Source organism: Streptomyces sp. SCL15-4, from assembly GCF_033366695.1.
In the GTDB taxonomy this organism is placed as follows: Bacteria; Actinomycetota; Actinomycetes; order Streptomycetales; family Streptomycetaceae; genus Streptomyces.
This window is the reverse complement of sequence record NZ_JAOBTQ010000001.1, coordinates 363,930-377,514: the sequence shown is the minus strand read 5'-3', so window position 1 is coordinate 377,514 and position 13,585 is coordinate 363,930. Positions and strand designations below refer to the sequence as shown.

The following is a 13,585-nucleotide window of genomic DNA, read 5'->3' as shown; positions in this document are numbered from 1 at the left end:
CGGCGCCGGGCGGCCCGGTGGCCGGCACCGGTGCCATGGTCCGCACACCGGGCGGTCGCCGCCGGGTCAGGCACGGGACGAAGGGCAGCGGGGCGGCAGGCACCGGCTGTACGGGACGCGGCCGGGAAGATGCGCATACGGTGTGCCCGGACGTGTCCTGGTGGCCGTCCATGGACCTCCTCGGACGCTGTGGCCGGTTGCCGCCTACCCGTCCTCCTTCCCGTTCCGTCGCGGCGGTGGGCGCGCCGTCGGCCGAACGGGTCAGGCGGTCCCGCCGGGAGAGGCTGATGGTGACCTCGCCGGTGCGGCGGCGGACCACGAGTCCGGTCCCGGCAAGGCGGATCACGGCTTCGCGGCGTGCTGGAAGGTCTCCTCTTAGGCGCGCGCGGGGCCGATGCCGCTGGTCCGCCTCCCTTCTCCCGCCCTGCCTGTCGGCGTCGGCCGCGCGGACCTCTTCCAGCCGTGAGGCCATCGCCGCGGCCGCTGCCGACGGTGGCGCGCTCGTGGCGGGGCCGCTGCTCCTGCTTGGCCCACGCAGTGCCTCCGACCGTCCTGCCCACGTGCCCTCCGTAGGCACCGGTCAGCCCTCCGAAGGCCCCTGACCCTGCCCCGGCCTTTTCGCGCCCCGCTTCCCGACCGTCCCTGAGCGGCCCCCGACTCGACCCGGAAAAGCCCCTGACAGGCACACCACTTGAGCCACGGCGCACCTAATGTGACGACGGTGCCCCGGCCGGGTCCGCACGCCTGACACAACCGCTCTCTCCACGAGGAGGATCCATGCCGTTCAGCGGCAGATCCGCACTGCGGCGCATCACCGCGCGGAGCACGACGACGGCCGTGGGAGCCGCCATGGCCGTCGTCACCGGCCTCGCCGCCGCTCCCGCGGTCCAGGCGTCGCCGTCCGCCACCGGAGCCCTGCGGTGGGCACCGTGTGACGACCCGGCGAAGCCGGAAGCCGAGTGCGCCGCTCTTTCGGTGCCGGTCGACTGGTCCCACCCGGACGGGCAGCGACTCGACCTGGCAGTGGCCCGCCGCAAGGCCACCGATCCCGGCGCGCGCGTCGGCTCGATGGTGTTCGGTCCCGGCGGGCCGGGCGACTCGGGCGTGGACATGGTGGTGCGCCGCATCAGCCGCTTCAGTCCCGAGGTCCGCCGCAGGTTCGACATCGTCAGCTTCGACCCGCGCGGCGTGGGCGGCAGCAACCCGGTGTCCTGCTCCGGCGACCTGCTTGCCGGGCGACCGTCACCGGAGCTGGACAGCCAGGCGGACTTCGACGCCACCATGGCGTACAACAGGCGGCTCCGCGCCGACTGCCGGGCCCGTACCGGCCCGGTGTTCGACCACCTCGACACCGCCCAGACGGTCCGGGACCTGGACGCCCTCCGGGCCGCTCTCGGCGAGCGTCGACTGACCTTCCACGGCAGCTCGTACGGCACGCTGCTCGGCACGCAGTACGCCGAGACGTATCCGCGCCGCGTGCGGGCGCTCGTGCTGGAGAGCGTCATGGACCACAGCGTCCCGACCACCCGTGACTTCCTGCGGTCCGAGGCGGCCACGGCGGAGGACTCCTTCCAGGAGTTCGTGAAGTGGTGCGACGGTGCCGCGGACTGCGCGCTGCGCGACCGCGGCGTCCGCGCCGTCTGGCAGCGCCTGTTGGCCCGGGCCGCGCGCGGCGAGCTGGAGGACCCGGCCGAGCCGGGTGCCCGGCTGTCGTCCTCGGACCTGGTCAACAAGATCGCGTTCCGGAAGTTCTACGAGGCCGACCACGCGGGCCTGGCCACGGCGATCGCGGGCCTGGACGCGAGCCGGCCGCTGCCCGCGTCCCCCACCTCGACGGCACCGCTGCATCCGGCCACCCCGGTCTTCTGCTCGGACTGGCACCTGCCGGTGCGCGACTACCAGGAGTACGCCTCGCTCGTCACCATGATGAACAGGACGGCGCCTGACCTGCCGTACCTGCTGCCGATCCACATGACAGCCGCGTGTCTGGGCGCACCGGCCGCCAACCCGCAGCACCGCCTGGCCGTACACGGTGCCCCGCCGATCCTGGTGTCCAACGCGCTGCACGACCCCGCCACCGGCTACCCGTGGGCGGTGTCGGTGGCCCGGCAGCTCGGCCGCAGCGGCGTGCTGCTCACCTACGAGGGCCAAGGGCACGGCAGCGTCACCAGCGGCCCGTGCATGGAGGACGCCGTGGACAGCTACCTCACCGACCTGGAAGTCCCACCTCGGGGCACCAGTTGTCCTGCCGTGCCGTCCTGACAACGTGCCGAGCCGGATCCGCCTGGGCCGACCGGCACACCCGTGACGTCGCGGCCGATCGCCGCGTCCCGACCGGCGATCGTCACGGCCGGCCCTGGTGGACGGTCCACCGGGCCCCGGCCTCCGACGCCGTGGCCAAGCTGTCGATCTCGTCGTACTCGGGCCTGGCCGTCGACTCCGTGCACGAGCGCGTCTACATCACCGACCAGCGCGACACCAACTCCGAGGGCACCGTGCTGGTCTACGACTTCAAGGGCCAGAAGGTCACCACGCTCCGGCACCAGTACGCGGTCTCGGGCGTGGCGCTCAGCGAGGACTCCGCGACGCTGTACGTGGGCGAGCGCTCCCGGGTCGTCAGCTACGACACCGGCACGCTCCAGCAGAACGGAGCGTACGGAGCCGCGTACGACACCTGCGGCCGGCCAGTCGCCTTCGCCGGAGGCAAGGTGTGGAGCACGCACGCCTACGTCTTCCAGGACTACCAGTGCGCCACGGCGCCCACGACCCTGGACATGTCCGCCGACGGCACGGTCGACTCGACCGGCTGGAACGACGTCGGCCGGCTCCAGCTGGCCCCGGGAGCCCGCGCTCAGAACCGTCTCCTGATGGGCCAGCCCAAGGAGAGCGGCGCCGCCAACCCCTTCCTCGCCTCGTTCGACGCCGGCGGCACCACCCCGGTGCGGGACGCCTCCCGCCGGTTCGCGGACGGTGACGGCAAGGGCGCCCTCGACCTGAAGGACATGGGATCACTCGACAGTGGCACGGCGGGCGAGAAAGGGCGTTGCCGGCCGCACCCGGGGGTACCGGCACCCGCATGACCTTGTCGGTGGAAATGCTGCCCGAGTCGACCCTGCGCGAGGTGATCGGACTGCTGGTCAGGCTGATCGAGTCCGCCGGCGCGCTGATCATCTTCATCGGCGGCGCGTGGGCGTTCGTGCAGTTCGTACGGGCGGGCATGCGAGGGCGCGGCAGGGTGGCGGGGTTCAACCGGATCAGGCTGAGCCTGGGCCGCTTCCTTGTTCTGGGCCTGGAGTTCCAGCTCGCCGGTGACGTGCTGCGCACGGCGGTTGCGCCGAGCTTCACGGAGATCGGCCAGCTGGCGGCCATCGCGGCCATCCGGACCGCGCTGAACTACTTCCTCGGCCGGGAGATCGCCCAGGAGCGCGCCGAGATCGAACGAGGCGAGACGGCACCCTCGCACGGCACCAAGGGCCTGCCGAGTTGAGCACGTGGCTACCGACGGCGGCTGTGCTGATCACCGCTCTCGGTCTCGTCGCCGCGGCAGCGGCCTGGCGCCTGACGCACACCGTGCGAGGGTTCCTGGCCGTGCTGCTGGATTTCCTGACCGCCGCCGGACTGCTCCGACTGGCCGGCGAGCCGTCGTGGGACAGTATCGTCCTGGCGGCAGCGGTGATCGCACTGCGCAAACTCCTCGGCGCCTCCCTCGCCCTGTCCCGGTCGCATGACACTACGCCCGGGACCGATTTGCCTCGGTGAGCGCGTCGGCGGCGGCCCGGGCGTAGTGACGCAGGCCGGTGTCGAACAGGGCCCCGTTCTTCCCGCACTCTCGCTTCTCCCCGGGGTCGACAAGCCGGGAACTCGGGGTATGAGGGGCGGATCGGGTCAGTCGAGCGAAGGGATGAGCGAGTGCGTCGACAGCTGACGTGGATGCTGGTACTGCGGGGCGCGGCGGCCTTGTTGTTCGGGATCGTGGCACTGATATGGCCGGGAGTGACGGTATTGGCGCTGGCTCTGCTGTTCGGCGTGTACGCGCTCGTCGACGGCGTGGCGCTGCTGGCGAGTGCCGTGCGCAAGGAAGGCGGCACGGGGCACCGGTCGGCGCACGCGGTCGGCGGTGTCCTGGGCATCGTGGTCGGCGTGATCGCCATCGCCTGGCCCGGCGTGACCGCGCTCGCGTTGATCAGCCTGGTCGGCGCGTGGGCCGTGATCACCGGCATCACGGAGATCTGGGCGGCGGTGCACTTCCGCCGGGAACTGCATCACGAGTGGTTGTTGTTCCTGGCCGGCGCCGCCTCCGTGATCGCCGGAGTGCTGATCTGGGCCCGGCCGGACGTGGGCGCGATCACCGTCGCCCAGGTCATCGGCCTCTACGCGCTGATCTCGGCCGCGTTGGTACTCGCTACCGCCTGGCGGCTGCACGGCACCACCGCCGCCGCACGCCCGGCCCGCCACGCCCGGCACGCTTAACCGGCGAGGCGCGCGGGCAGGGGAGCCGGATGAATCGCCAACGGGCTCCGGCACCGGACGCACGCAGGTGTCCCGGCTCCGGCACCGGTGGGTCGGCCGGGACCGCGGCTCATGCCACAGCGCAGACCGGGCATACGTGACACATGAGTCCGGGCAGCCGGCCGGCGCGGGGCAGCGTCCAAGGCCGTGCGCGGCCGGACCGGCCGGAAGAGCTAGAGGAGGGCGGACAATGGAACTGGCCGAGTTGCTCGCGCACGCGCTGCGCCGGCAGCGCCTGAGTGCCGAGGCGATCGCCTACACCACCGGTATCCGCGCCCCGCGCGTCAAGGCGTTTATCGAAGACGGAGCCGACGGGCCGATCCGCCCGACGCGGGAAGAACTCACGGAACTGGCCCGGGCGCTGTCGTTGCCGCTGCCAGAGGTACTGGCGGCGAGCCGGGGACGTCGGACCGTCGTGCACGCGGGCCACCCGGTGTGAGACGTCGGCCAGGCACAAGGCGCTTTTGGGCATGGCGCGACGGAGAGGGCCATCGCCGTCTTGCGCTGTCCTGAGTCCGGCCCGGCACCGGCCGCCGCGGTCGTTGTCGTCAAGCGCGGTGGCCGGCCTCACCTTTCGGCCCCGACGTATGAACACGTGCGCGGCGCGCGGAGTCCGCGCGCCGCGGCTGCTGTCGTGGTGGGTTCAGCCGGGTGAGTGATCAGCCGGCGTGCGCGGTGGATGCGGCCGCGTCCGGGATGCCGTGGGCGGTGACGAGCCGGGCGCTGCCTTCGGCGAGCCGGTAGGCGAGGCCGACGACGGCGGTCTGGCCGGAGGCGACCTGGTCGGCCAGGACGCGGGAGCGGTCCAGGAGCAGATCGACGGTGTGCTCGATGTGGGTGTCGATGACGTCGCTGTCCTCGGTGCGGCCGGCCGCGCGGGCGGCGAGCACGCTGGGGGTGACGCGCTCGACGACGTCGCGGACGTATCCGCCCGCCGACGCTCCGTCCTCGACGGCGGCGCGGGCCGCCGCCACCGCGCCGCACGAGTCGTGTCCGAGGACCACGACGAGGCGGCAGTCCAGCACGCTGGTGCCGTACTCGATGCTGCCCAGAACCTCCGGGCCCAGGACATGGCCGGCGGTGCGGACCACGAACAGGTCACCCAGGCCCTGATCGAAGATGATCTCGGCGGCCAACCTGGAGTCGGAGCATCCCAGCAGGACCGCGAAGGGCTTCTGGGCCGGGGCGAGTTCGGCCCGCCGCGCGGCGTCCTGGTTGGGGTGGTGCGGGGTTCCGGAAACGAAGCGCTTGTTTCCGGAGAGCAAGGCGTCGAGTGCCTGAGCAGGGGAGACAGGGATGGAAGCCATGGGGGAAGCCTACGAGGCGACCCGTCGGGCCGCGCCCCCAGGGTGCTGAACAGTGCCGTCCCTCACCGGCCTGCCGGCGGCTTCACGGGCGGCGCACAGGGAGGAGCCCCAGCGATCCCAACGGAAACGACCGTCGGTGTCAGCGATTGTGTCGCCGATCTGACGCGGTAGTCAACGCGGTCGGTCAGCGACGAGCATGAGGCTCAACGGCCGACGCGCTGCGCCGTTTGCCGCGGGCGAGGAGCGACCGCGCCCGGGCCGCAAGGGCTTGAGCAGGAGGAAAGTGTCGGCGTCCGAGGTGGGGCGCGGCTGACGCGGTGGCGGACCCGGCGCTGTCCGGCGGCTCGAATTATTTCGGCGCATCCATCGAATGATGCAGAGGGGTTGACGGACCCCGGGTGCTCTCTACGATCCTTACCGTCCGATCACCCGAAGCATGTTCGAAACATCGAACGCACAGGGGCGTGGCGACTCGCCCCTCCAGTCCCGGCCGCCCGACGACACAAGGAGCCTATCCATGTCATGGTCTCGTCAACCAGTGAATCGTCGTGCCGTACTCGCCACGGGCACCGGCCTGGTGGCGGGAGGCGTGCTGCACACCGCGACGGCCGGGCAGGCGTCCGCCGCGCAGCCCGCTGAACCTGCCCCGGCCCTCGCCGCCACCTACACCAACCCCGTGCTCTGGCAGGACTTCGCGGACATCGACATCATCCGGGTCGGCGACACGTACTACTGCTCGGCCTCGACCATGCACTACTCGCCCGGCGCGCCGATCCTGCGCTCCTACGACCTGGTGAACTGGGAGTTCGCCGGCCATTCCGTGCCGGTCCTGGACTTCGGCTCGAAATACGACCTCAACGGCGCCCGCGGCTACGTCCGCGGCATCTGGGCCTCGTCACTGGCCTACCGTCCGTCCAACAAGACGTTCTACTGGGTGGGCCAGATCGACTTCGCCAGAACCTACCTGTACACGGCGACCGCCGTCGAGGGCCCCTGGAGCCGGCTGACCACGATCGGCACCGCCTACTACGACGCGGGCATGCTCGTCGACACCGACGACACCCTGTACGTGGCCTACGGCAACACCACGATCAACGTGGCGCAACTCTCCGCGGACGGCCGTACCCAGGTCCGCACCCAGCAGGTGTTCAGCACTCCGTCGAGCATCGGAACCCTGGAAGGCTCCCGCTTCTACAAGATCAACGGCAACTACTACATCTTCCTGACGCGTCCCGCCAACGGCCAGTACGTCCTGAAGTCGACGAGCGGCCCCTTCGGGCCCTACACGCTGAGGCAGGTGCTGCTCGACCTGCCCGGCCCGGTCGGCGGGGGAGGGGTTCCGCACCAGGGCGGACTGGTCCAGACACAGTACGGGGCGTGGTACTACATGGCGTTCGTCGACGCCTATCCCGGCGGCCGCATCCCCGTCCTGGCCCCGGTCACCTGGACGTCCGACGGCTGGCCCACGGTGCAGCTCGTCAACAACGCCTGGGGAAGCTCGTATCCGGCCCCCGCCGTTCCCACGCCGCCCCGCGCCGTCGAGCCGATGACGGGCGTGGACTACTTCACCGGGACGTCCCTGGCGCCGAAATGGGAGTGGAACCACAACCCCGACAACAGCAAGTGGTCGGTGGGCAACGGTCTCACGCTGCGCACCGCGACCGTCACAAGCGACCTGTACTGGGCCCGCAACACCCTCACCCACCGCATTCCGGGGCCCACCTCCACCGCGACGGCACTGGTGGAGTACTCGGGAATGCGGGACGGGGACCGGGCGGGTCTGGCCCTGCTGCGGGACTCCTCCGCCTGCGTCGGGCTCATGCGCGACAGCGGCGGCACCCGCGTGGTCATGGTCGACGGTCTCACCATGGACTCCAACTGGAACACCACCGGCACCGGAGCCGTGAGAGCGAGCGCCAACGTCTCGGGCGGCCGGATCTGGCTGCGGGCGAAAGCCGACATCACCCCCGGCGCGAACCGCACCGCCAGGTTCTCCTACAGCACCGACGGCACCAACTTCATCCCGTTCGGGCCCGCGTTCACCCTGAACAACGCCTGGCAGTTCTTCATGGGCTACCGCTACGCCCTTTTCAACTACACCACCGGAGCACTCGGCGGCTCCGTCCGCGTCACGCGGTTCGAGGTGACCGCTCCCTGACCACGTCGTCTCCCCGACGGATGCGGCGACACCACCCTGGTGATGGCAGGCACCGGTCGGTGCCGGACACCCTCGCGGGTGTCCGACGCCTCGAAGAGGGCGTACGGGTCGTGCGGACCAATGGCATCAACCACGGCGAAATGGTGCGCTCCGGCCACGACCAGACCCTGACCACCGAGGCCCTGCCACCTCCGACACGCCCAAGGACCGAGCCGTCGCCCGGGCGCCACCGAGATGCGGATCCGCCGGTCCGTGGCCGACCGTGAGGCGCGGAGGCCGAAGGGCGAACGGTCAGGACCAGATGACCAGTTCGCCGCCGGCCGTGATGCCGAGGAAGCAGGCGAGGGCGATCCGCCGCTGGCCCGGGGCGCTGGGGCGCACGATGTGGTAGTTGTTCGCGTTGAACAGCAGGGCGTCGCCGGCCGTCGGGGACAGCGTGACGTACGGGTCGTTCTCGACCGCGGTGGGCTGGAAGCCGTAGCCGTGTCGGCGGTCCTCGTCGGCGGGTTCCCAGCGGTGGCGCCACACGGTGGTGGTGCCGCCTTCGAGTGGGGCCGTCAGCCAGGCGTTGAACGCCAGTTGGGCCACGACCTTCTGGTCGAAGAGCCCGCCGCGGTATTCCCGGTTGATGTCGTCGTAGTGGATGAAGGTGCCGTCGTTGACCTCGCGCAGCATACCGACGAAGGCGGGCCGGCCGCCGACGGTGGCGGGTACGGGGCGCACGCCCCACGCCCGGCCGAGGGCGTCCAGGGCCAGCTCCAACGGGTCGGGGGTCATCCGGATCTCGGCCCACTGGCGCCGTGCGGTGTCGGCGTCGTGCCAGTAGCGACCGGCGTCCAGGGCCAGTTCGGGGGTGCGGTAGTCGTTGAGCGCGGTACCGAACCTGGCCATCGGATGCTGCATGCGGTCCAGGTCGAAGCTGACGACCGGGATCCGGTGCAACGAGGTCAGCATGGTGTCGAGCGCCGGCCGGCCGAAGAAGCCGGGTACCCGGACGGTGCCGAGCAGCCCGGCCGCCAGGTCGTCGATGTGCTGCCGGGTGAAGGCCACCGCCTCCACGGCGGGGAACACCGGATCATGTGTCGCGCCGGACATCTCGCCTCCGATACTGAAGTCGAAGTCGCAGCAAGAGGTGTCATAGTACAGCGACACGTTCCGTCGAAGTAAGGGCCGGACAGGCCGGTTCGCGGCGCCCGCCGACGAGGCGGGAGAGGGCCGGGTCCAGCTCACAAGCCGGACGGCGGCGGAGATGCCGACCGCCTGAGGCGCAGGCGGCCCGCGGAGTCGGCCGGAAACGTTCGGTTTCCCACCCGGACAGGATGGCCGGAAAACATCTCCGGCAGCGCCGGATGCGCCCGCCTCTCAGAGGAACCGGGCCCTGAGGGATCGGGCGGGACTTGCTGCGGGTCTCGGTGGACGTCGAAGGTCCGGTGCTGATCCTGGAGGTCTTCCGGGACGCCGTCGACGGCGCCGGGGGGCGGCGGTGGCATGGGCCCGGCGCCCGGTGCACCCGGTCCGCGCCGGCTTGCCGTGCGTCGGTCCGCCGAGTCATGCGGCCGGGTCCGGCCCGGTCAGCACCGCCTGCGCCGCCCGTGAGTAGTCGTCCGCGGCACCCGGCGCGTGGGCGAGCGCGGTCAGTTCCACGAAACCGCACGCGTTGAGGGCGCCGAGGACGTGCAGGGCGACGCCCTCGCCGGTGTCGTGGCGGTACAACAGCCCTTCCGAGCGCAGCCGTTCGACCGCCGCGCGCGGATTGAGCTTGCCGAGGGTCTCCGGCTCCAGCAGCCGTCCGTGCGTGTAGTACACCGGACGGCCGTCGGTACCGCGCAGCATGCCGTCCGCCCCGACCCGCGCTCCCACCAGCGCCTCGGCGCAGCGGATCACATGACTGGGGCCGACCTTGCGGAGGTTGATCTCGACCGCGAGCAGCCCGCGTTCCCCGGTGACCACGAAGTCGACGCCGAAGGTGCCGCGGTGGCCGAGCCCGGAGAGCACCTCGCCGCTCCGGCGCACCGCGTCCACGATGGCCGGCCGCCACCGTTCGTCGCACGGGAAGCGGCAGCCCCAGTACTGGCCGCCGGTCAGCACCTGGTCGTGACAGGCGATCACCCGTACGGTTCCGTCCCGTTCGACACGGCCGAGGCCGCTCGGGGAGTCGGTGACCTCGTCGATGAACTCCTCCACGATGGCGCCGTGTCGGGCCAGTTCGCGGCGGAACTCGCCGGCGGGGAGCCGGATCACCTCGGCCGACGCGAGCAGGTCGCCGGTGTGCCGGAGTCTCTCGCAGTCGATCAGGACGTTGCCGATCGAGGCGGCCCAGGTGATGGGGGCGAGCTTGACCATGGCGCGGCGTGCGGGAGCCGTACCGTGGGAGAGCCGGTGGATCGCCTCGACCACCTCCTCCTCGCTGTGCAGCACCTCGGAGGTGCCCTTGGGCACCGCGACCCCGGCGCGCAGGCAGATCTCCTTGCCTCCGCCCTTGCCGCCCCACCGGGCCACGAAGGGATGGCCGCCCTCCTCGGGCGCCGCGCCGGTCCGCCGGCCCAGCTCGTCCGTCGCGGGAGACGCGGAGAAGTTCACGATGACGCCCGCGGGCCGCTCGGAGACCGTCCGGCGCAACGTCTCGACCAGCGCTTCGTCCTCCACGGCCAGCGAGTCCAGCGGGCGGGCCGCGCGCGAGGCCGGGGTCAGCAGGGTGAGCCTCCGCCGTACGTCGTCCAAGGTCCGCTCGTCGAAGCGCAGGACCTCCCGCAGGTGGTAGTCGAGGGTGTAGGGGTCGACGGCCTCCGCGGTGATCACCACCATCCGGGTGCCCGGGTCGCGCAGATCCCCGAGGAAACACAGGCTGCGTTCGGCCGAGTACCGCAGATAGGGAACCTCCTCCAGCATGCGGTCCGCGTAGTTGAACGCGTAGATCAGGATCTTCGTCGAACCGGGATCAGTCATATGGAAGCGCTCTGCCTCGTTCATGTGGGTGCTGGGCGGCAACGACGGCCCCGTACGCATCGGATGCCGGACTCAAGGCTATGAGACCCGATTTACGAAGAGCGCCAGTAAATGACGCCCATTCGGTTGGTTTTCTCCATGTAGCGGGACGAGTCCGGTGGCGGCGACCCCGAGCGGCCGGACACCGAGGAGAGGTGGAGGAAGGCCGACCAACCCGACCCGCGCGGCCGGGCGGCTGACAGGCAGCCGGAGGAGCGGCTCGGGGCGCCGCTGTCCACCCGGTGCCGGACGGCGAGCGCGGTCGGCCCGTCGTACCCCCGCCATCCGGCCTTTGCAGGCCGCGACGACGGCAGACGGTTCCCGAGGTCTGGCGCCCGCCACCACGCGCCCGCCACACGCACGGGCCGTGGCCGCGCCCGCTGACCGAATCGGCCCCCGAAGCCCACCGTGTCGCCCGTGACCACGGCATCAGCACAGCGCGAAGCCCGGCCCGGCGGCGCCCTTCGCGGCGGCCTTGCCGTGCATGGTGGCGGCCCTGGCCCGCTCTCCGGTTCGGTGCCATCCGCAGACGACCGTGCCGGAAACCGAAGGGCCGCTCAGCAGCCGGTCGCGGTCGCCGGCCTCACCGGTCCACGGCCGAAGGTCCCGGCCGTGGCCGGACACGAGACGGCCTCACCGGTCCGGCCCATTCCGGGTCACCTCGCCCGTGCGGTGCCTTCCGGTTCAGGCATCCGGGCCGCCGGTGTAGTCGGCCAGAGGGACGCAGTCGCCGTTGGCGATGGGAATCCCGTCAAGGAACTCGGCGGGCAGGTCGAAGGCGTCGACGAGCGTCCTCATGTGAGGGGCGAGCGAGGCCACCACCGCCTCCAGCACCTCCGGAAGCCGGCGGACCTGCGCGCTGGACATGTGGCCGGCGGCCAGCAGGTCGCCGGTGTACGGGCCGATCTCCCGCAGCAGGAACAGCAGGCATATTCGTTCCAGCAGTTTCCGGGCCACCGGTGCGCCCGTGTCCGCCGCCGCGCTGAGAAAGGCGTCGGCGGCCCGCACGCGGGCGTGGATCGAGACCAGTTCCAACGCCGCGGTGGAAGCGGCGTTCCAGCGGCCGACGGGGTCTTTGGCGGGCCCTTGGCGCAGTCCGGCGCGGGCGCGCTTCTGCCAGATGGTCTCCGCACAGGCCAGCAGGTCCCGCACACAGCGCGGATCGGTCAGCGAACCCTGCGCGGGCGAGCCGGGGTTCGCCGGGGTGCTGTCGTACCCGAAGACCATCTCGGCGGCGGCCTTCAGCCAGATGACGAGGTTGTCACCCTCCGCGGTGATGGTGCCCTCGACGTACGGGGAGAAGTCGGACAGCGCGTTCACCGAGAACAGCCCCTGCGCACCGCAGCGTTCCCGGCACTCGGCGGTGATGTCACGGGCCTGCCAGGTGATCCAGCCCTTGGCGACGGCGACCAGCCGCTCCACTTCGTCCCGGTCCTCGTCGGTCCGGTGCACGAAGCGGGAGACGACCGAACGGTGCAGGAAGGTCATGGCGTACGCCGTGGCGACCGATCGCAGGAGCCTGCCGTGGTGGCTGCGGTGGGCGTTGACGGGGATGCGTTGCCCGGCGCGCGGTCCGCTCACCAGACGGTGCTCGCCGTAGCGGACGGCGATGGCCAGCGCGGCCCGGGAGGCGCCGACGGCGGCGCCGCTCATGCACAGCTTGCCCATGGTCACCCGGCCGATGGCCCGCAGGAACCGCTTACGGCGGTTGCCCAGGGTGCTGTGCAGTGTCCCGTCCGCGGATATCCTGCCGTGCTCCGCCTCCAGCAGCGCCTCTCTGGGCAGTCGCACGTCATCGAAGGAGGTCAGGCAGTGGTCCACCGGTGCGCCTCTGCGCATCGGCAGCCGGCGCACCCGTATCCCCGGCAGCAGCCCGTGCTCGTCGCTCAGCGGTGTCAGGAACAGGAACACGCCCTGGTCCTGTCCGTCTATCAGGAGCCGCGCGCTGACCACGGCGGTCTTCGGGCCGCCGGTGGTGCTGGTGTTGGGCATGAACTTCTGCGCGCCCGGGTGCGGGGTGCGCAGGACGAATCCGGCGGTGTGCGGGTCGAAGGTGGCGGTGGTCTCCAGCGCCGAGGCGTCGTTGCCGTGCTCGAGTTCGGTGCACAGGAAGGTGCCCGTGCGTCGCAGCGACGTGAAGTCGGACAGGTCCCGGCCGGCCGCGCCGTCGTGGTCGAAGAGGCTGCCGAGGAACAGGTTGTAGTGAATGCTCGCCACGGTGCACAGGCTGCCGCCGCCGTCGACGATCGCCGTCCATTCGTGCAGGCTCGCCAGCAGGGCCGGGTCCTGGGCCAGGAGGGAAGCGTCGCCGTCGACGGCGGCGTTGACGAGGTGCAGCCGCTCGTAGGAGAGGGCGACGAGTTCGGCCTCCGTGAGGTCGGGGCGGTGACGGAACTCCTTGGCGGCGACGAGCTGTTGCCAGGTACCGTGCAGCCGTGTCCGGTCGTTGCGGTCGAAGAGCGCGTGTGCCAGCTCGTCCGGGACCGTGCCGTCTGGGTCGGTCAGGTCCTCGAAGGCTGCCGGAGCGTCGTCGTACGGCTGCCTGTGGCGGGCGTCGGCCGCGGAGGACGGCAGGGAGGTCTCCGAAGCTCGCAGCTGGGTCATGGCCCTCTCCAGGTCGCGATCC

The 13,585-nt window shown here is 71.4% G+C and carries 11 protein-coding genes; 7 read left to right on the top strand and 4 right to left on the bottom strand.

The annotated features are described in order from the left end of the window. Positions 1 to 777 precede the first annotated feature (777 nt). The 6 genes from SCK26_RS01515 (at position 778) to SCK26_RS01490 (ending at position 4,948) form a co-directional block, all read left to right on the top strand. Complete coding sequence (locus SCK26_RS01515; RefSeq protein ID WP_318199385.1) at positions 778 to 2,262, top strand: alpha/beta hydrolase; 1,485 nt, start codon at positions 778 to 780, stop codon at positions 2,260 to 2,262. A gap of 131 nt (positions 2,263 to 2,393) precedes the next feature. After that, complete coding sequence (locus SCK26_RS01510) at positions 2,394 to 3,080, top strand: hypothetical protein (protein WP_318199384.1); 687 nt, start codon at positions 2,394 to 2,396, stop codon at positions 3,078 to 3,080. Next, complete coding sequence (locus SCK26_RS01505; RefSeq protein WP_318199383.1) at positions 3,077 to 3,487, top strand: DUF1622 domain-containing protein; 411 nt, start codon at positions 3,077 to 3,079, stop codon at positions 3,485 to 3,487. The genes SCK26_RS01510 and SCK26_RS01505 overlap by 4 nt, the downstream gene beginning before the upstream one ends. A gap of 23 nt (positions 3,488 to 3,510) precedes the next feature. Further along, on the top strand, positions 3,511 to 3,759 hold the full coding sequence (locus SCK26_RS01500) for a hypothetical protein (RefSeq protein WP_318199382.1): 249 nt from the start codon (positions 3,511 to 3,513) through the stop codon (positions 3,757 to 3,759). Between the two features lie 150 nt (positions 3,760 to 3,909). Further along, positions 3,910 to 4,470: an HdeD family acid-resistance protein gene (locus tag SCK26_RS01495; protein WP_318199381.1), complete on the top strand. Its 561-nt coding sequence runs from the start codon at positions 3,910 to 3,912 to the stop codon at positions 4,468 to 4,470. Positions 4,471 to 4,699: 229 nt separating this feature from the next. Then, on the top strand, positions 4,700 to 4,948 hold the full coding sequence (locus SCK26_RS01490) for an XRE family transcriptional regulator (protein ID WP_318199380.1): 249 nt from the start codon (positions 4,700 to 4,702) through the stop codon (positions 4,946 to 4,948). A gap of 220 nt (positions 4,949 to 5,168) precedes the next feature. Here SCK26_RS01490 and SCK26_RS01485 read toward each other — a convergent pair whose 3' ends face one another. After that, the gene (locus SCK26_RS01485) at positions 5,169 to 5,816 is read right to left on the bottom strand and encodes a carbonic anhydrase (protein WP_318199379.1); all 648 of its coding nucleotides are present in this window, start codon (positions 5,814 to 5,816) and stop codon (positions 5,169 to 5,171) included. 517 nt (positions 5,817 to 6,333) lie between these two features. On the opposite strand from SCK26_RS01485, the gene SCK26_RS01480 reads away from it, so the two are divergent. Continuing rightward, entirely contained in the window at positions 6,334 to 7,974 is a 1,641-nt protein-coding gene (locus SCK26_RS01480) for a glycoside hydrolase 43 family protein (protein ID WP_318199378.1), read from the top strand. A gap of 291 nt (positions 7,975 to 8,265) precedes the next feature. Here the strand turns inward: SCK26_RS01480 and SCK26_RS01475 are convergent, their stop codons facing one another. The 3 genes from SCK26_RS01475 to SCK26_RS01465 form a co-directional block, all read right to left on the bottom strand. Then, entirely contained in the window at positions 8,266 to 9,069 is an 804-nt protein-coding gene (locus tag SCK26_RS01475; RefSeq protein ID WP_318199377.1) for a proline hydroxylase, read from the bottom strand. Positions 9,070 to 9,522: 453 nt separating this feature from the next. Continuing rightward, on the bottom strand, positions 9,523 to 10,920 hold the full coding sequence (gene besA / locus SCK26_RS01470; protein WP_318199376.1) for an L-propargylglycine--L-glutamate ligase BesA: 1,398 nt from the start codon (positions 10,918 to 10,920) through the stop codon (positions 9,523 to 9,525). A gap of 723 nt (positions 10,921 to 11,643) precedes the next feature. Further along, positions 11,644 to 13,563 carry an acyl-CoA dehydrogenase gene (locus SCK26_RS01465; protein ID WP_318199375.1) on the bottom strand — a complete coding sequence of 640 codons (1,920 nt, stop codon included), beginning with the start codon at positions 13,561 to 13,563 and terminating at the stop codon, positions 11,644 to 11,646. Positions 13,564 to 13,585 lie beyond the last annotated feature (22 nt).